This window comes from Arthrobacter sp. CAU 1506 (assembly GCF_005047635.1).
In the GTDB taxonomy this organism is placed as follows: domain Bacteria; phylum Actinomycetota; class Actinomycetes; order Actinomycetales; family Micrococcaceae; genus Crystallibacter.
In genome coordinates, this window is the sequence record NZ_SUKC01000001.1 from 473,616 (window position 1) to 490,309 (window position 16,694).

Consider the following 16,694-nt stretch of genomic DNA (forward strand, 5'->3'; position numbering starts at 1 on the left):
CTTGCTAAAGGAATCTTGCTAAAGATATCTTTAGCAAGATGCAGACGACCAACGACGACGGCGATGCCCGGCCTTCAGAGACCAGGCCCGGCCACCAGAATGCTCCCGGAGAGCAGGTGGTCAGCGATCCGGTCCACATCCGCGCGCTCACCCATCCCCTGCGGCTTGAACTGCTCGACGTCCTCGATGGTGCCGGCCAAGCCACCGCGACCGAGTGCGCCGCGGCCACCGGAGAATCCGTGGCCAGCTGCTCCTATCACCTGCGCATCCTGGCCAAACACGGGTACATCGAACCGGGCGAACGGGCCGGACGGGACAAACCCTGGAAGCCCGTCTCACGCAGCCGCGCGCAGACCATCGACCACACCCTTCCCGGCTCCCGCCATGCCGTCGTAGCGCTGGCCGATCTGGAGCTCGAGCGCCAGTTCCAACGGCTCAGGGCCTGGACCGGCCGCGCCGCGGACCTGCCCGCGAACGAATTGGACCTGTCGGTCATCAGCTCCACCCAGCTCTACGCCACACCCGATGAGATCAAGCAACTCCGCGACGACCTGCTCAAGCTCAGCCGGCGCTTCGAGGGGCGAGCCGAGGATCCATCGCTCCGGCCGCAGGGTGCCCGGAAGACCCACCTGTTCAGCGTGCTCAACCCCGATCCCGGGCAGCCGTGAGCAGCGCCGGCAGCCAGCGCACGGCCGACGTCGGCAGCAACCGGCAGGCCCTCGCCGTCGCGCCCTTCCGCCGGCTGGCACTGGCCTGGCTGTTGACCAACCTCGGCGATTCGGCGTTGTTCCTGACGGCTGCCATTTGGACTAAAACGCTGACCGGTTCCGATGCGGCGGCGGGCCTGGTTTTTGCTGCCTTCGGTGCTCCGGCCCTGTTCGCTTCCCTGATTGGCCAGCTTGCCGACCGGTACAGCCGCCGGCGGTTGATGGTGCTGAACAACGTCGTGGCCGCGGCGGTGGTGCTGGCATTGCTGCTGGTGCAGGACGCCGACCAATTCTGGCTGGTCTATCTGGTCCTCGCGGCCTATGCCGCCTCCTCCTACCTCACCGCCGCCGCGCAGGGCGGCCTGCTGCGGGACCTGATGCCGGACCGCCTGCTGGCTCCGGCCAATGGGCTGCTCAGCACCATCGACCAGGGCCTGCGCATCGTAGCTCCGCTGGCGGGCGCCGGGATTTTCGCGCTGTGGGGCATGGCACCTGTCATTGCCGCCACCTGCGTCTCCTTCCTGGCCGCGGCAGCCGTCATGCTGACCGTGCGGGTCAGCGAGACCCAGCACGAGCCGGAGGCAGGTGAAACCTTCTGGTCCAGTTCGCTGGCCGGGTTCCGTTTCCTGTGGCGGCACCGGCAATTGCGGCCGGCCACGTTGACCTTGATGATTGCTGTGGCGGCCACCGGCATCCTCAACGTCACGCTCTTTGCAGCGATCGAGCAAGGAGTTGGACTGCCACCGGAGTCCCTGGCGCTTTTCTCCAGCGTGCAAGGGGTTTTCTCGGTGCTCGGCGGGCTGACCGCAGCGGGAGTGATCCGCATGCTCGGGCTGCAGCGCACCATGGCCCTCGGACTGGTCCTGCTGGGTGTGGCGATCCCGCTGCTCGCCAGCAACTCCGTGGCGCTGTTTCTGGCGGCAGTGGTCCTCGTGGGCTGCGGAGTGATGTGGACGGTCATCGCCTACGTGACCCTGCGGCAAACCGAAAGTCCGGCCCGTTTGCAGGGCCGGACCGGTGCGGCAGCCAATCTGCTGTTGAACCTGCCGCAGGTGATGGCGGCCTTGGGTGCGGCCGCGCTGATCGGGTTTGTGGACTACAGGGTGTTGATGCTGGCGGCCGGGGCCGGCTGCCTGTTGAGTATCCTGCCGATGCTCAGAAGGGCCAGCCGGCCGACGGCGAAAGAGCCGGCTTCCGCTTAGATGCTGTGGCTGCCGCCTTCGCCGCGGCGGGGGTCATCGGGATGCCGGGTGTCGTCGGCGTGCCGGCCTGCCTGGTCGCCCTGCGCTGCGGAAGTATCGCCGTCGCGGGCCGGGTCCGTCCCGGCATCCGTGCCGCGGGTCGTGTCGGTGTCTGTCCGACGGTCGGCATCGAAGTCGCCTCCTCGTTGGGCACCGCCGTCATACTGGGCACCTGCGTCGCGCGGGGCACCGCCGTCGTACTGGGTACCTGCGTCGCGCGGGGCACCGCCGTCGTACTGGGTACCTGCGTCGCGCGGGGCACCGCCGTCGTACTGGGTACCTGCGTCGCGCGGGGCGCCGCCGTCGTACTGGGCACCGCCGTCGCGGTGGCGGTCCGACCTGCTGTCACGGTCCGTGGTGTTGATGTCCGGGTCCAGGTCATCGGCCTTGCGCAGCGTGTCTTCGCTCTCGCGGCGGATTCCCTGCGCGTCCTGCTGCCGCTGCGTCGCGTCCTGGCGCAGCCGCTCGGCTTCCATTTTGGCGCGCTCAGCCTCTGCGTCCGCGCGCTGGGCCTCGGCCTGCGCCTGCATGGCGTCTGCCTCACGCTCCCGCGCCTCCACCGACGAGGCTTGAGCGCCCTGCCGCATTTCCGCCGCCTGCCGACGGTGCTCTTCCTGTTCCTCCAGCTTCCGCTGCTCGCTCCGCTTCCGAGCAAAGAAGACGATGACTCCAATGATGATCAGGAGTACGACTATCGCGACGATGATGCCGATAAGCATTCCGGTATCCATGTGCAGTTCCTCCTCGTAGTGTCGGAAATACTGAGCCTGCTTACTTTGTACCACCCATAGGTCGGCACCGGTAGGGCCCCGCTTCCTTGCGGGAGGGTTGGGACAATGGTTGATCAGCCCCATGGACGTCCGGACCGGCCGGCAGCAAGATGGAGCCATGACACACATGCCCCGCATCGCGACACCGCCCTGTGTTGAGCCCGGTTCTCCCGGCCCGCTCGAGGCCACCGGGCGGCCGCTGCGCTGGGGAGTGGTGTCCACCGGCGCCATTGCCACGCTGATCAGCGAAGACCTCACCCGTTTGGATGATGCCGTGCTGCAGGCGGTCAGCTCGCGGAATCAGGCCAATGCCGTGGCGTTCCAGCGGCGTTTCGGTTTCGCCACTGCCTATTTCGACGGCGCTGCCGGTGCCGGCTACGACCAGCTTTTCGCCGACCCCGAGGTGGACGTGGTCTATGTGGCCACCCCGCACGGCCAGCATTACGCCATCGCACGGCGGGCGTTGGAAGCCGGAAAGCACGTGCTGTGCGAAAAGTCGCTGACCATCAATGCCCGGGAGGCCGTGGAGCTGACCGAGCTGGCCGCGGCCCGCGGACTGTTCCTGATGGAAGCGGTCTGGACCCGGTTCCTGCCCATCATCAACCGCGCGTGGGAGATCCTTGCCTCCGGCGAGCTCGGCGAGGTCCGCTGGGTGCAGGCCGACCTCGGGTTTCCGGCCGTGTACGATCCGGCGGCCAGGCTCTGGAATCCGGCAGCCGGGGGCGGTGCGCTGCTGGATCTGGGCGTCTATCCACTGACCTGGGCGCTGGGAGCGCTGGGCTTCCCGCAGACGGTCTCCGCTACCGGCTATGTCAACGACGACGGGGTGGACGCGCAGAACGCCATGACGCTCAGTTATGGCTCGGGGGCGCAAGCGCAGCTTGCCTGCTCGCTGCAGGCATCTTCGCCGCGCACCGCCACCGTGGCGTGCACCGGCGGCTGGCTGAAGAGCAACGCACCGTTGCACCACCCCACCGAGCTGACCGTCCAGCCGCATTTGGGCGAGGTACGGGTGGAAACCTTTCCGAGTGTCGGCCACGGCTACGTCTTTGAACTGCGGGAAGTCACCCGCTGCATCCAGGCCGGCCTGCTGCAAAGTCCCACCATGCCCTGGGCCGACACCGTGGACACCATGCGGCTCTTCGACGGCGTGCGCGCCCAGCTGGGCGTGAGCTACGCGAACGACCATGCCGTCCCGGTAGCGGACTGAGCTGGGCGGGCACGACGGCGGCCGGGCACCTTCTGCGTGAAGGTGCCCGGCCGCCGTCGTTGTGCAGGGCGGAAGCCGGGCGGAGCGTCCGGCTTCCGCCCCTCTCGGGTTAGTTCGTTGCGGTCAGCGCGGCCACAATGCTGTTCAGCGTGGCGGACGGGCGCATGACCTCGGCGGCCTTGGCCTCGTCCGGCCGGTAGTAACCGGCCAGGTCCACCGGGGAACCCTGCACGGCGTTGAGCTCGCCGACGATGGCCTCTTCCTGCTCGGCCATCTGGGCGGCGATCCCGGCGAAGGCCTCCGCCAGCTCGGTGTCGGCGGCCTGCTTGGCCAGCTCCTGGGCCCAGTACAGGGCCAGGTAGAAGTGGCTGCCGCGGTTGTCCAGCTCGCCGGCCTTGCGCTTGGGCGACTTGTTCTCCAGCAGGAACGTTCCGGTGGCCGCGTCCAGCGTGTCGGCCAGGATCTGCGCACGGGCGTTGTCCGTGCTGGTGGCCAGGTGCTCGAAGGACACGGCCAAGGCCAGGAACTCGCCCAGCGAATCCCAGCGCAGGTGGTTCTCGGAGAGCAGCTGCTGGACGTGCTTCGGAGCGGAGCCGCCGGCACCGGTCTCGAAGAGGCCGCCGCCGTTGATCAGCGGCACGATGGAGAGCATCTTGGCGCTGGTGCCCAGTTCCAGGATCGGGAACAGGTCGGTCAGGTAGTCACGGAGCACGTTGCCGGACACCGAGATGGTGTCCTCGCCCTTGCGGATGCGCTCCACCGTGAACGCGGTGGCCTCCACCGGCGACATGATCTCGATCTGCAGGCCCTCGGTGTCGTGGTCCTTGAGGTACTCGTTCACCTTGGCGATCAGGTTGGCGTCGTGCGCACGGGTCTCGTCCAGCCAGAACACGGCCGGGGTCTGGCTGGCGCGGGCGCGGGTCACGGCCAGCTTCACCCAGTCGCGGATCGGCAGGTCCTTGGTCTGGCAGGCGCGCCAGATATCGCCCGGGAAGACGTGGTGCTCGATCAGCACGGTGCCGGCCTCGTCCACAATCTGCACGGTGCCGGCGGTCTGGATCTCGAAGGTCTTGTCATGGCTGCCGTATTCTTCGGCGGCCTGGGCCATCAGCCCGACGTTCGGAACGGTGCCCATGGTGGTGGGATCGTAGGCGCCATTGGCACGGCAGTCGTCGATCACTACCTGGTAGATGCCGGCGTAGGAGCTGTCCGGCAGCACCGCCAGCGTGTCGGCTTCCTGGCCGTCCGGTCCCCACATGTGGCCGGAGGTGCGAATCATGGCAGGCATGGATGCATCAACGATCACGTCGGAGGGGACGTGCAGGTTGGTGATGCCCTTGTCCGAGTCCACCATGGCGATGGCCGGTCCCTGGTCCAGCCCCTTGTCGATCAGTTCCTGGACGCCCTTGCGGTCCTCGGGATCCAATGCGTCCAGCCCGTTCAGGATGGAGGCCAGGCCGTTGTTCGGGCTCAGGCCGGCTGCTGCCAGCTTGCTGCCGTAGGTTTCGAACAGCTCGGAGAAGTAGGCCTTGACCACGTGGCCGAAGATGATCGGGTCGGAGACCTTCATCATGGTGGCCTTCAGGTGCGCGGAGAAGAGCACACCTTCTTCCTTGGCGCGGGCAACCTGGGCGGCCAGGAACTCGTCCAGCGCGGCGGCGCGCATCACGGTGCCGTCAATGACTTCGCCGGCCAGCACCGGGAAGGAGTCCTTCAGCACCGTGACGGTGCCGTCCTCGGCCACCAGCTGGATCTTGATCTTGCCGTCGGCCGGCATCACCACGGACTTCTCGTTGGAGCGGAAGTCGTCGGCGTCCATGGTGGCCACGTTGGTCTTGGAATCGGCGGTCCAGGCACCCATGCTGTGCGGGTTCTGGCGGGCGTAGTTCTTGACCGACAGCGGCGCGCGGCGGTCCGAGTTGCCCTCGCGCAGCACCGGGTTGACCGCGGAGCCCTTGATCTTGTCGTAGCGGGCGCGGATGTCCTTCTCCTCATCGGAGGACGGATCGTCCGGGTAGTCCGGCAGTGCGTAGCCCTGCTCCTGCAGCTCCTTGATGGCGGCCTTCAGCTGCGGCACGGAGGCGCTGATGTTCGGCAGCTTGATGATGTTGGCTTCCGGCTGCTTGGCCAGTTCGCCCAGTTCGGCCAAGGCGTCCCCGATCCGCTGCTCCGCGGTGAGGTAGTCACCGAAAACGGCAATGATCCGGCCGGCGAGCGAGATGTCGCGGGTCTCCACTTCCACACCCGCCGTGGAGGCGTAGGCCTCAACGATCGGCAAGAACGAATACGTGGCCAGCATCGGCGCTTCGTCGGTGTGGGTATAGATAATCTTGGCCATGGGTGAGGCGTCTCCCTGCAAAAAGTGGGTCTTCAGTGTTTACTCAACTCCTCCAATTTACCCGAGGAGACTGAATCGGTCCCGGTCGAAGACGCGCACCCTTCATCATGAACAGCCGCGGGGAGGCTCAGCGCGGCGCGGTCCCCTGCCCAAGGGCCGAGCCCTGGCTGAGGGCCGCGCCCTACATGCACCCAAGCACGACGGCGGCCCCCTGCCTTGCGGAGGCGGCTCGCCTCAGAGTCCGCACCCAAGCACGACGGCGGCACCCTGCCTTGCGGAGGCGGCTCGCCTCAGAGACCGCACCCAAGCACGACGGCGGCACCCTGCCTTGCGGAGGCGGCTCGCCTCAGAGACCGGTCCCCGGGCCGAAGACCTGCGAGCGGTGTGCGGCGTTTCCTTGTTCCAGGTGGGAGTCCTTGGCGCCGCCAGGCCGGGATGCCTCAGCCTCCCGCACCGCCTCATGCCGGCTGGCCGACTCGTAGGAGCGCGGTTTACGCAGCCGGGAGGCCATGAAGAAGGCTGCGGCACCGGCCACGATGACCGCCACAATCACCACACCCAGCCAGATGTCGCCTGTTCCTGCTGCTGCCGTCGTCGTCTGCATCGCCAGCACAGTGTGCCTCCTTTAACCGCCGGTGCCGGACACACCGGTTCCCTTTGAACCTATGTGCCCGGCACCGCGCTGGCAAGCATTCCGCTGAGTGGGCCCGGTTTCGTTCCCTGGGCGGATGCTGCCGGAGACCGCCACTGTTAGTGGAAGAAGTGGCGCGCTCCGGTGAAGTACATGGTGATGCCGGCCGCCTGGGCCGCCGCCACTACTTCCTCATCGCGGACGGATCCACCGGGCTGCACCACGGCGCGGACACCGGCGTCGATAAGGATCTGCAGTCCATCGGCGAACGGGAAGAACGCGTCCGAGGCTGCCACGGCGCCGCGAGCCCGCTCGGGGGCTGCCGCGTCCTGCACGTTGGCCGCCCCGCCGGCAGCATCGGCTCCGCCGCCGACCGCGACGCCGAGGGTGTTGGCGCGCTCCACGGCGAGCCGGCAGGAATCGAGCCGGTTGACCTGGCCCATCCCGATGCCCACGGCCGCACCATTGGCTGCAACCAGGATGGCGTTGGACTTCGCCGAGCGCACCGCATGCCAGGCGAAGGCCAGATCAGCCAGCGTCGCTTCGTCGGCAGCCTCGCCGGCAGCCAGCGTCCAGTTGGCGGGATCGTCGCCGTCGGCGTTGATCCGGTCCGAAGCCTGCAGCAGCATGCCGCCGGAGACCTGCTTGTACTCCACCGTGTCCCGGGCGAAGCCCTCGGGCAGCACCAGCAGCCGGATGTTCTTCTTCTGCGACAGGATCTCCACGGCCTCGGGATCGAAGCCCGGGGCCACGACGACCTCGGTGAAGATGTCCTTGACGGTGTTCGCCATCCCGGCGGTCACCGTCCGGTTAGCCGCGATGACACCGCCGAACGCGGACACCGGGTCGGTCGCGTGCGCCTTGGCATGCGCATCGGCGATCGGATCTGCGGCGCCCGGAGAGGCGACGGCGATCCCGCACGGGTTGGCGTGCTTGACCACGGCAACGGCAGGCTGGGCGAAATCAAAGGCCGCCCGCACGGCCGCATCGGCGTCGACGTAGTTGTTGAAGCTCATCGCCTTGCCGTGCAGCTGCACGGCCTGGGCGATGCCGGGCTCCGCGCCTGCTTCCACATACAGTGCGGCGGCCTGGTGCGGGTTTTCGCCGTAGCGCAGCGATTCGGAACGCTCCAGCGCCAGTCCCGCGTAGGGCGGGAACTTCGGTGCCCCGGCCGAGCCGGATTCGGCGGTCTCGGCGTCGTCGCCGAACTGCTCGGCGGTCCACTTGGCCACCGCGGTGTCATAGGCGGCGGTGTGGGCGAACGCCAGGGACGCGAGCCGGCGGCGGGTCTTCAGGTCAAAACCGCCGGACGCGGCAGCCTCCACCACAGCGCCGTAGCCGGCCGGGTCCACGACCACCGCCACGCTCGGATGGTTCTTCGCTGCGGCCCGCACCATCGAGGGGCCGCCAATGTCGATCTGCTCCACGACGTCGTCCTGGCTGGCGCCGGACTTTACGGTCTGCACGAACGGGTAGAGGTTGACCACCACCAGGTCGAACGGCTCGACGTCGAGCTCCTGGAGCTGCCGGATGTGGTCGTCCAGCCGGCGGTCGGCCAGAATGCCGGCGTGAACGCGCGGGTGCAGGGTCTTGACCCGGCCGTCCAGGCATTCCGGGAAGCCGGTGATCTCGGAAACTTCGGTGACGGGAACGCCCGCGGCGGCGATCTTCTTCGCCGTCGAGCCGGTGGACACTATGCTCACTCCGGCGGCGTGCAGGCCCTGCGCCAGTTCCTCCAGCCCGGTCTTGTCGTACACCGAGATCAACGCACGGCGAATGGGAACACGGTCAAGCTGCTTCAAGCTCACGCAAAACTCCAAGTATGGATGGCTTCGGGGATGGTCCCAGTCTAGCGCCGGGCACCTCTCCGGCCCCGAGTATGAAGCCGGTCCGCGGTGTGGGTAACCTCATGAAGGCAGCAGAAGGAGAACAGCAGAACATGTCAGCACCGGCGGCGGAAGACGCGGCACTGCGGATCGGGCGCTTTTCACTGGCGGTGTGGCTGGTCGGGCTGCTGATCCTCGGCGGATCGTTGGCCGTTGCCGTGCCCCGACTGGTGCCGCGCCTGTTCGGCGGGGGCAGCGAGGCAGGTTCCCCAGCAGATTCGGCGGCAGGACCGGCAGCAGCGGCCGGCGCCGGCGATGCGCCGGTTCCCGGAACCGACGACGGCGGCGAAACCAACGGGGGCGGCGGGGAGGCCGGGGGCAGCGGAGCCGACGAGGGCGGAGATGCCAACGGCACAGGGGCAGGCCCGGAGAACGAAACCCCGGTGCAATCCGACCGGCCCGGCATTTACGCGGGCTCCCGCAATGGCGCCATTGAGTACCAGCGGCCGTCCGGCTACTACGGCCCGTTCGAGGTGGTCGTCAAGAGCAGCGTCGATGTCAGCGTCGCGGTGGATGACCCGGACAACCCGCAGTGGCCGGTCCACTTTCTCTTCAACTCCGTCGATCTGACCGGACCGGCCACCGGGCTGCTGGCCTCGGCACGGGACGAGTTCACCCTCACCGTCGAATCCGAAGGCGACTGGCACTTGGAGGTCCGGCCGGTTCCCTATACCGATCTGGCAGATGGAACGCTCACTGGTGATGGCCCAGCCCTGGTGCGCTATGAGGGCGAAGAGGTGCTGGCCGACTTCACCTACACCGGAGAATCCAACATCGCCGTCTACACCTGGCAGGAATCACGCCGGAACCTGGTGGTCAACAAGATCGGCAGCAGCTCCGCCAAGTTCTCCTGGCAGCCATACCCGGTGACGTATTTTCTGGTCGACACCCCCGACGGCCAATGGAGCTTCCGCGTGGGCCGCTGAGGACCCCGCCTGAACTGTGCCTAAAGTAGAGCCAGATCCCGATTCAGTTCTTTCAAGGGGAGACACCTATGTCGTTTGCCGAAACGCTTGACCAGGCGTTCAAGGCCCGGATCCCCGTGCTGTACGTGGAGAGCCACGAAGAAGCACGGGTCCACGCCGAGGTGCTCAAGTGCGCCGCCGCGCTGCGTACACCTCGGCCGGTGTGGACCTGGAATGCCAGCACAGGACTGCTCTCCCCCAGTGACGGCCAGCAGTCCAACACCACTGCCCCGGCGCGGGCCTTGGACCGGGTGCTCGGTACACACGACCCCGGCGTTTTCATCTTCTTCGACCTGCACGCCTACTTCGGCACCGACCAGCGCCCGGCGGACCCTGAAGTGGTCCGGAAAGTCCGCGAAGTCTCCGCCGCGTTCCGGCAGGGCAGCGCCGGGCGGGTGCTGATCATCGTGGCCCCGCTGCTGCGGATTCCGCCGGAACTGGACAAAGCCGTCACGCTGGTGGACTTTCCGCTGCCCAGCCACGCCGAGATCCGGGCCATGCTCACGCACATGATCAGGCAGAACTCCGACGGCGGGCGGATCAAGGTCGCGCTCAGCGAAGCCGACCAGGAGAACATGGTCCAAGCGGCGCTCGGCCTGACCATGGCGGAAGCAGAAAACGCCTTCGCCCGCGCCATGGTCGACGACGGCGAACTGACCGCTGACGACGTCCAGGTGGTGCTGGACGAAAAGCGCCAAACCATCCGCAAGTCCGGGCTGCTGGATTACGTCGACGTCAAGATCAACTTGGACGAGGTCGGCGGCCTGAACAACCTCAAGCGATGGCTGGCCAAACGCCAGGGATCCTGGCTGGATGCAGCCGCGGACTTCGGTCTCCCCTCGCCCAAGGGCGTGCTGATCACCGGCGTTCCCGGCTGCGGCAAGTCCCTGACCGCCAAGGCGATGGCGTCTGGTTGGGGACTGCCGTTGCTGCGGATGGACATCGGCCGGGTTTTCTCCGGGCTGGTCGGCTCCAGCGAGCAAAACATGCGCAACGCCATTGCCACCGCCGAAGCCATCTCCCCCGCCATCCTGTGGATCGACGAGATCGAGAAGGGCTTTGCCGGTACCAACGGTGAAGGTGATTCGGGCACCTCCGCCCGGGTCTTCGCCTCCTTCCTGACCTGGATGCAGGAGAAACGCCATCCGGTGTTCGTCGTCGCCACCGCCAACAACATCGACCGGCTGCCGCCGGAATTCATGCGCAAGGGCCGGTTCGACGAAATCTTCTTCGTCGACCTTCCCAGCGACGCCGAACGCCGGGCGATCTGGCAGATCCAGATGGCCGGCCAAAGCACCCCCGCCAACCAGCTGGGCGTCATCGCCAAGGATCCGGCCGCCGTCGAGCTGCTCGTCGACGCTTCGGAAAACTACTCCGGTGCGGAGATCGAGCAGGCCGTGATCGCCGCGCTCTTCGACGCCTTTGCCGAACACCGCCACGTCCACCTGGCCGACCTGCAGCGCGCCGTGTCCAACATGATTCCACTGGCCATCACGCAGGCGGAAGAAGTCAGTGCCATCCGGCAGTGGGCAGCCTTGCGGGCCGTCGGTGCAACTGCCAGCGAGGACCTGGACAGCGGCGCCCGTCCGCCGGCCGATCCGCAGCACCCCACAGGTGCCCGACCGGCCGTGGCGGCGGGGCAGCCGGTCCGCGGCGGCCGCACCGTGGACTTCTAGACCCACCCGACCCCGAAGGAGAAGCGATGGACCAGCAACAACTCATTGTCATGGTCGGCCCCGACGGCACCGTGGCGGCGGAAACCAAGAACATCTTCGGCAGCGACTGCCTGGACTACATCACCCTGTTGGAAGACTTGCTGGAAGCCGAAACTGTCTCCAGCTCCTACACCGCGGACTACGCCCGCACCGCGGTCACCGCCAGTGACTACGTAAGCAATGAGTCGACAGAGTAGCCCCCGTGCGCCTGAGCAGCTAACCGGACAGGCACCGGTCCCCCGGATCAACAACGGCACCGTCCCGCCGAGGACCGACGCCGGCGCCATCCGGTATGCGCGGTTCCTTCCCGCCACCGATGCCGAAGGTCCCGGTCGGCGGGCTGCGCTCTGGCTGCAAGGATGCTCCATCAGGTGCCCCGGCTGCTTCAACCCCCACCTCTGGGCGGACCGCGGTGCAGCCCTTGTCCCGACCGGCGACTTCGCCGCCGGGCTTGTTGACCAGGCGATCGCCGGCGGGTCCGAGGGGCTGACCCTGCTGGGCGGCGAACCGTTCGAGCAGGCGGCGGCCAGCGCCGTCGTCGCGCGTTCCTTCCGGGACGCGGGGCTCTCGGTGATGACGTTTACCGGCTACCATCACCGAGACCTGAAGCGCTGGGCCGAGGAGCGGGAGGACATCGCCGGCCTGCTGGCTGCCACCGACCTGCTGGCAGACGGCCCCTATCTGCAGGATCGGCCCGATTTGCAGCGGCCGTGGATCGGTTCCACCAACCAAGGCCTCACCGCGCTGACCAGCCGCTACCGCGACCTGCTGAAGGACGTCGGTACTCAACCGGACCGGATCGAGATCCGGGTTGCGCCGGACGGCACCATCGGGCTGAACGGCTGGGCCTCGGACGACCAATTGGACGCACTGCTGGCCGACCTTGGTACCCGCGCCGACCGCCCCGGCTCCGGCAGCGCCGCCGCGGACCGGCCCCGCTCCGGCCGCTCCACCGCATCCGGCCGCACTTTTGTCCCCACCATCACGCCCCGCCCGGTCCCGGCCGACACCCGATCAGGAGAAACCCCGTGAGTGTTTCCGTACTGCTCATCCCTGCCGCCATCGCCGCAGTTGCTGCCGTCAACGCCGCCATCGACAACAAAGCCAAGAACAATGAAACGAATAAGGCGGATGAGGTTGAAGCGGTGCCGCAGGTCCAGGTGCGGACACGCATGAGGGATCTGGACCTGTTGCAGGCTGCCTTGGCGGACACGCAGGCCGAGGTCGTCCGCGCTGCGGAGGACTCCCTTGAAGCTGCTTGGACGGACGCTACCGCGGTGTTCGATCGCGACAGCGAAGGTATCTGGCAGGTCCACTTCAGCGGTGAGGACGTCGACCGGCAGCGGGCGGCGGAAATCGTCCAGGCCATCGATGAGGCCTACGCCCGGAGGGTCCAGCAAGCGGTGGTCCGGAAGCTGCGTGAACGGGCGCACACCGCTGGCCTGGAGCTCGCATCGGAGACGGTCGAAGAAGACCAAAGCGTCACCATGGTCCTGAATGTCCGCCGCTAACCACTCCCCCGCCCTCGCCTCCCGGGCGGCCAAACCGCCTGTCCTCTGGCTGGCTGCCGGCAGTCTGTGGTTGTTGCTGCCGCTGCTCGGCGTCGGATTCCTGGCCTGGGCGGGCTTCCTGATCATTGGCTTGCTGGCACGGCGGGCTGCCTGGCTCTCCGCCGGCGGCCTCTATCTGGTGGTGCTGCTGGTCTCCCTGGCCATGAACCCGGAAGCCGGCGGCACCGCCCGTACCCTGCTCTGGATCATCAGTTCCCTACATGCGCTCGGGATCAATCCGTCTTGGCTGCGCCACCGCTGGGTGCTGGCCGCCGGGTCCCCGGGCTCTGTTTGGACCGCCCTCGTTTGCCGCGCACCTGCGGACAATGCCACGGACACAACGACGGCTCATCCCACCGCCCGTGCGATCTTCGGCCGCAGGTCCCGCGCCGCGGCTGCTCGCCCGCCCGGCACGGCGCCTGCCCCGCGCCCCGCAGGCAAGGCGGCCGAGCTCCTCAATGATCCCGGCCTTGATCCCCGCAGCTACTACGCCGGCGCTGCCAAGTCCACCGCCGCCGGGCCTTCCCGGACGCCGGCCCCTCCGGTGGACGTCAACAGCGCATCGGCGGCTGCGCTGCAGCAGCTGCCGGGACTCAGCCGGCTCAAGGCACGCAAGGCTGTCCGGCTGCGCAGGGACCGTGGGCCGTTCCGCTCGCTGGAAGACTTCGGGACCGCATTGGGGATCCCGGAATCCGAGTTGGTCCGGCTGCGTCCTCTGGCAGCCTGCAAGCTCCCGCCGGCCCAGCCGGTGTCCTTCGGAAGGTCGGTGGATTACTGATGGCTCCCGCACAGCCCACCCTGGGATGGAACATCCGCCAGAGCTGGTGGCTGCTGGTACCCGTGGGGACCTTTGGATTCCTTGGCGGAGCGGCCCTGCTGGTGGTTGGTTCCCGCGCGAAGCGTCCGCTGTGGTGGATCCTCGGCCTGGTCCACGTCACGCTCAGCGGTGTTGCGCTGGCCCTGCTCGATGGTGTCGGCGTCCAGGAAGAGATCGCCACCTGGCTGCTCCTGACCTGCTGGCTGGCCGGGAGCAGCTTCGCCGTCGCGATCAATCCCGAATACCTGCGGTTCAAGTGGAACCGCGACCGCGTCGCTGCCCAACCGTCCCGCACCACGGGGCGCACCACCCGGGCACGCTCCGGCAGCCAACTAAACACCCGCCGCCAGCCGCAGGACCGGGCCAGCCGAGCCGATGGAAAGCCCCGTGCCGGTTCCCGCAGCAGCGCCAAGGCACGAGGTACGCAGACTTCGGGGAAATCCCGTGCGGCACGCCGCGGCTCGGCGACTCCGGCCGGCACCGGGACCGCTGCCGGCAGCCCACCCTCGATGCATTCGGGTCCGGCGGGCGTGGCCTCCTCGGCGGGCGCCGCCACAGCGGCCGAAGCCGGCAACACTCACGCAGTGGACGTTAATACCGCCTCCGCAAGCGAGCTCGAAGCCCTGCCCGGATTCTCCCGAACGCTCGCCGAGAAGGCGGTCGAGGCCCGAGGGAAGCGCGGCGGCTTTAGCTCGGAACAGGATTTCGCCGCGGCGCTGGATCTGCCGCCGCACATCTTCCAACGGATGCGCGGACGCATCGTCTGCGGACGCACGCCGCAGGCACCGCCGTCGTTCGGAAGGATCGTGGACTACTGACGCCGGGCCGGGCCCGGCCGCGCTGCGCATTCCGCGGTTAAATGCGCCAGGTCCCGATGCTGTGGGGAGATCCGGGACCTGGCGGGCTTTGAGGACTGCTGGTCAGTCAGCGCTCTGGGCGCTCGGGGCGGAAGCAGCGGACTGTGCTGAGACCGGCGACGGCGCACTCTGCGCGGACACCGGACTGGTTGCCGACTGAGCAGACACAGGCGACGGCGCACTCTGCGCGGACACCGGACTGGCCGCCGACTGCGCGGATACCGGCGACGGTGCGCTCTGGGCCGTCACCGCGGACGCCGCGGTCTTCACGTCGTGCTTGTCCAGATTTACCGCAGCCGGGGAGATGCTGGTTTCCGCGACGGGGACAAGTGCGGGCATCTGCGCCTGTTGGACGACGCCCGGTCCTGAGTCCTCGTTCCCGAAGGCGGAATCCGCGACCGCAGATCCGGCGCCGATTGCCATCACGCCGAGGGTTCCGGTTGCGATCCACAGGGTGCGCTTGTTCATGTTCTGCCTTTCACGGTGCATTGGGAGGTGATGATGGCTCAAGCATGCACACCCAACGTGAGACCTTGAGGAGAACTCCATGAGAACCCTCTCATCTGCCGAACGCGACTAAAGTGTGGATAGCGACTCCCCTGGAAGGCCACGAATGACGCAGACCGCCCACCTGCCCACCGGCGACCAAATTGTGCAGGAACTGCCCTGGCGCTGGCGGGTCCAAGGCAAGATCTTCCTGCTTGGCGGACTAGGTTTCATGTTCGATGCCTGGGACGTCACGCTCAACGGCGTTCTCATCCCGTTGTTGTCCGACCATTGGGACCTCGTCCCCGCCCAAGCCGCTTGGATCGGCACCGCCAATCTGATCGGCATGGCTCTAGGTGCGTTCATTTGGGGATCCATCGCCGACCTCATCGGCCGCAAAACGGCGTTTACCGCCACGCTGCTGGTCTTCTCGGTCTTTACTGTCCTGGGAGCGTTCGCACCGGACATTGTCTGGTTCTGCGTTTTCCGGTTCATCGCCGGCTTCGGACTGGGCGGCTGCGTACCCGTGGACTACGCGCTGGTCGGCGAATTCACGCCGCGCCGCCAGCGCGGTCGCGTCCTCACCGCCATGGACGGGTGGTGGCCCATGGGCGCCGCGCTCTGCGGTTTTGTTTCCGCGATCATCATGGCCACCGTGGCCGATTGGCGCTTCACCATGCTGATCATGGTGCTGCCCGCCCTGTTGGTCTTCTGGGTGCGCAGGTCGGTGCCCGAGTCCCCGCTCTACCTGGTCAGCCGCGGCCGCACGGCGGAGGCCGAAGAAGTCATCAACAGCATGGTCGAGCGCACCGGCGGAACCGTACGCGAATGGCGGCTGCCCGAAGCATCCGAAGCACCACGCTTGTCCGCCGTCAACGTCCTGGCGCAATTCAAAGCCGTCTGGAAATTCAACTGGAAGATTACGACGGCGGCCTGGGCCTTGTTCTTCAGCATCCTGCTGGTCTACTATCTGGCGCTGACGTGGATGCCGATCATTCTTATCGACGCCGGATTCGCCGCGGCTCGCGCCTTTCTGACCACTGCCGGCATGGCCGCCGTCGGTCTGGTGGGCGTCATCATCGCTGCATACTTCGTCGAAAAGACCGGGCGAAAGTGGATCCTCGCCATCACCGGCCCGCTGTCGGCGCTGATGCTCGTCGTCGTCGCACTCCTCATCGAGGTGCCCCCGGCGGTGGTGGCCCTGCTGATGGTGTACGGGATGGTGGTGCAGATCGCTATTCCGGTGCTGTATACCTACGTCTCGGAGCTCTACCCCACCGAGCTGCGCGGGTCGGGCTTCGGCTGGGCGTCGACGTTCTCCCGCGTTGGAGCCGGCTTTGGCCCGTTGATCTTCGCGTCAGTCATGTGGCCGTATCTGGGCCTCGCATGGTCGTTCGCCATCGCCGGGATCTTGGTGCTGTTCGCCGTACTGTGGATGTCGCGCTTCTCCCCCGAGACCAAAGGCGCAGAGCTCCTATAGTTCGGGGGAAATCTGCCTGGTGCCCACGCTCAAAAGCGCCC

General features: G+C 67.4%; 16 protein-coding genes. 11 read left to right on the forward strand and 5 right to left on the reverse strand.

The window, feature by feature from the left end:
• Positions 1–38 precede the first annotated feature (38 nt).
• Together E4J89_RS02050 and E4J89_RS02055 are read left to right on the forward strand one after the other, a co-directional pair.
• A complete protein-coding gene (locus E4J89_RS02050; RefSeq protein ID WP_136784406.1) occupies positions 39–668 on the forward strand; it encodes a helix-turn-helix domain-containing protein in 630 nt (209 codons plus the stop codon).
• Positions 665–1,909, forward strand: coding sequence for an MFS transporter (locus tag E4J89_RS02055; protein WP_169303895.1), 1,245 nt, complete (start codon positions 665–667; stop codon positions 1,907–1,909). Before E4J89_RS02050 ends, E4J89_RS02055 begins: the two co-directional genes overlap by 4 nt.
• On the opposite strand, the gene E4J89_RS02060 is transcribed toward E4J89_RS02055, so the two are convergent.
• Positions 1,906–2,679, reverse strand: a complete 774-nt coding sequence (locus tag E4J89_RS02060) for a hypothetical protein (RefSeq protein ID WP_136784408.1) — start codon at positions 2,677–2,679, stop codon at positions 1,906–1,908. The genes E4J89_RS02055 and E4J89_RS02060 overlap by 4 nt on opposite strands.
• Before the next feature lie 166 nt (positions 2,680–2,845).
• On the opposite strand from E4J89_RS02060, the gene E4J89_RS02065 reads away from it, so the two are divergent.
• Positions 2,846–3,928, forward strand: a complete 1,083-nt coding sequence (locus E4J89_RS02065; protein WP_240691656.1) for a Gfo/Idh/MocA family oxidoreductase — start codon at positions 2,846–2,848, stop codon at positions 3,926–3,928.
• Positions 3,929–4,037: 109 nt separating this feature from the next.
• Here the strand turns inward: E4J89_RS02065 and E4J89_RS02070 are convergent, their stop codons facing one another.
• The 3 genes from E4J89_RS02070 to purH form a co-directional block, all read right to left on the reverse strand.
• Positions 4,038–6,266, reverse strand: a complete 2,229-nt coding sequence (locus E4J89_RS02070) for an NADP-dependent isocitrate dehydrogenase (protein WP_136784410.1) — start codon at positions 6,264–6,266, stop codon at positions 4,038–4,040.
• Positions 6,267–6,612: 346 nt separating this feature from the next.
• A complete protein-coding gene (locus E4J89_RS02075) occupies positions 6,613–6,879 on the reverse strand; it encodes a hypothetical protein (RefSeq protein ID WP_136784411.1) in 267 nt (88 codons plus the stop codon).
• Between the two features lie 137 nt (positions 6,880–7,016).
• Positions 7,017–8,705 carry a bifunctional phosphoribosylaminoimidazolecarboxamide formyltransferase/IMP cyclohydrolase gene (gene purH, locus E4J89_RS02080; RefSeq protein WP_136784412.1) on the reverse strand — a complete coding sequence of 563 codons (1,689 nt, stop codon included), beginning with the start codon at positions 8,703–8,705 and terminating at the stop codon, positions 7,017–7,019.
• A gap of 131 nt (positions 8,706–8,836) precedes the next feature.
• Here purH and E4J89_RS02085 point away from each other — a divergent pair, with 131 nt between their 5' ends.
• The 7 genes from E4J89_RS02085 to E4J89_RS02115 all read left to right on the forward strand — a co-directional run bounded on the left by E4J89_RS02085 (position 8,837) and on the right by E4J89_RS02115 (position 14,648).
• Positions 8,837–9,709, forward strand: a complete 873-nt coding sequence (locus E4J89_RS02085) for a hypothetical protein (protein ID WP_136784413.1) — start codon at positions 8,837–8,839, stop codon at positions 9,707–9,709.
• A 68-nt stretch (positions 9,710–9,777) separates the two neighbouring features.
• Positions 9,778–11,424 (forward strand): AAA family ATPase, encoded by a 1,647-nt coding sequence (locus E4J89_RS02090; protein WP_136784414.1) that lies wholly within the window; start codon positions 9,778–9,780, stop codon positions 11,422–11,424.
• Between the two features lie 26 nt (positions 11,425–11,450).
• Positions 11,451–11,660: a DUF2997 domain-containing protein gene (locus tag E4J89_RS02095; protein ID WP_136784415.1), complete on the forward strand. Its 210-nt coding sequence runs from the start codon at positions 11,451–11,453 to the stop codon at positions 11,658–11,660.
• On the forward strand, positions 11,644–12,495 hold the full coding sequence (locus E4J89_RS02100; protein ID WP_136784416.1) for a 4Fe-4S single cluster domain-containing protein: 852 nt from the start codon (positions 11,644–11,646) through the stop codon (positions 12,493–12,495). The genes E4J89_RS02095 and E4J89_RS02100 overlap by 17 nt, the downstream gene beginning before the upstream one ends.
• A complete protein-coding gene (locus E4J89_RS02105; protein ID WP_136784417.1) occupies positions 12,492–12,974 on the forward strand; it encodes a hypothetical protein in 483 nt (160 codons plus the stop codon). The genes E4J89_RS02100 and E4J89_RS02105 overlap by 4 nt, the downstream gene beginning before the upstream one ends.
• On the forward strand, positions 12,961–13,791 hold the full coding sequence (locus E4J89_RS02110) for a helix-hairpin-helix domain-containing protein (protein WP_136784418.1): 831 nt from the start codon (positions 12,961–12,963) through the stop codon (positions 13,789–13,791). The genes E4J89_RS02105 and E4J89_RS02110 overlap by 14 nt, the downstream gene beginning before the upstream one ends.
• Positions 13,791–14,648: a helix-hairpin-helix domain-containing protein gene (locus E4J89_RS02115; protein WP_136784419.1), complete on the forward strand. Its 858-nt coding sequence runs from the start codon at positions 13,791–13,793 to the stop codon at positions 14,646–14,648. Before E4J89_RS02110 ends, E4J89_RS02115 begins: the two co-directional genes overlap by 1 nt.
• A gap of 102 nt (positions 14,649–14,750) precedes the next feature.
• On the opposite strand, the gene E4J89_RS02120 is transcribed toward E4J89_RS02115, so the two are convergent.
• Positions 14,751–15,155: a hypothetical protein gene (locus E4J89_RS02120; RefSeq protein WP_136784420.1), complete on the reverse strand. Its 405-nt coding sequence runs from the start codon at positions 15,153–15,155 to the stop codon at positions 14,751–14,753.
• A gap of 145 nt (positions 15,156–15,300) precedes the next feature.
• On the opposite strand from E4J89_RS02120, the gene E4J89_RS02125 reads away from it, so the two are divergent.
• Positions 15,301–16,653 carry an MFS transporter gene (locus tag E4J89_RS02125; RefSeq protein WP_136784421.1) on the forward strand — a complete coding sequence of 451 codons (1,353 nt, stop codon included), beginning with the start codon at positions 15,301–15,303 and terminating at the stop codon, positions 16,651–16,653.
• The last annotated feature ends 41 nt before the right edge of the window (positions 16,654–16,694 follow it).

Coding starts and splice junctions, on each gene's coding strand:
- E4J89_RS02050 (WP_136784406.1), top strand. CDS start 39: ATGCAGACGACCAACGACGACGGCGATGCCCGGCCTTCAGAGACCAGG.
- E4J89_RS02060 (WP_136784408.1), bottom strand. CDS start 2,679: ATGGATACCGGAATGCTTATCGGCATCATCGTCGCGATAGTCGTACTC.
- E4J89_RS02065 (WP_240691656.1), top strand. CDS start 2,846: ATGCCCCGCATCGCGACACCGCCCTGTGTTGAGCCCGGTTCTCCCGGC.
- E4J89_RS02070 (WP_136784410.1), bottom strand. CDS start 6,266: ATGGCCAAGATTATCTATACCCACACCGACGAAGCGCCGATGCTGGCC.
- E4J89_RS02085 (WP_136784413.1), top strand. CDS start 8,837: ATGTCAGCACCGGCGGCGGAAGACGCGGCACTGCGGATCGGGCGCTTT.
- E4J89_RS02090 (WP_136784414.1), top strand. CDS start 9,778: ATGTCGTTTGCCGAAACGCTTGACCAGGCGTTCAAGGCCCGGATCCCC.
- E4J89_RS02095 (WP_136784415.1), top strand. CDS start 11,451: ATGGACCAGCAACAACTCATTGTCATGGTCGGCCCCGACGGCACCGTG.
- E4J89_RS02100 (WP_136784416.1), top strand. CDS start 11,644: ATGAGTCGACAGAGTAGCCCCCGTGCGCCTGAGCAGCTAACCGGACAG.
- E4J89_RS02110 (WP_136784418.1), top strand. CDS start 12,961: ATGTCCGCCGCTAACCACTCCCCCGCCCTCGCCTCCCGGGCGGCCAAA.
- E4J89_RS02115 (WP_136784419.1), top strand. CDS start 13,791: ATGGCTCCCGCACAGCCCACCCTGGGATGGAACATCCGCCAGAGCTGG.
- E4J89_RS02120 (WP_136784420.1), bottom strand. CDS start 15,155: ATGAACAAGCGCACCCTGTGGATCGCAACCGGAACCCTCGGCGTGATG.
- E4J89_RS02125 (WP_136784421.1), top strand. CDS start 15,301: ATGACGCAGACCGCCCACCTGCCCACCGGCGACCAAATTGTGCAGGAA.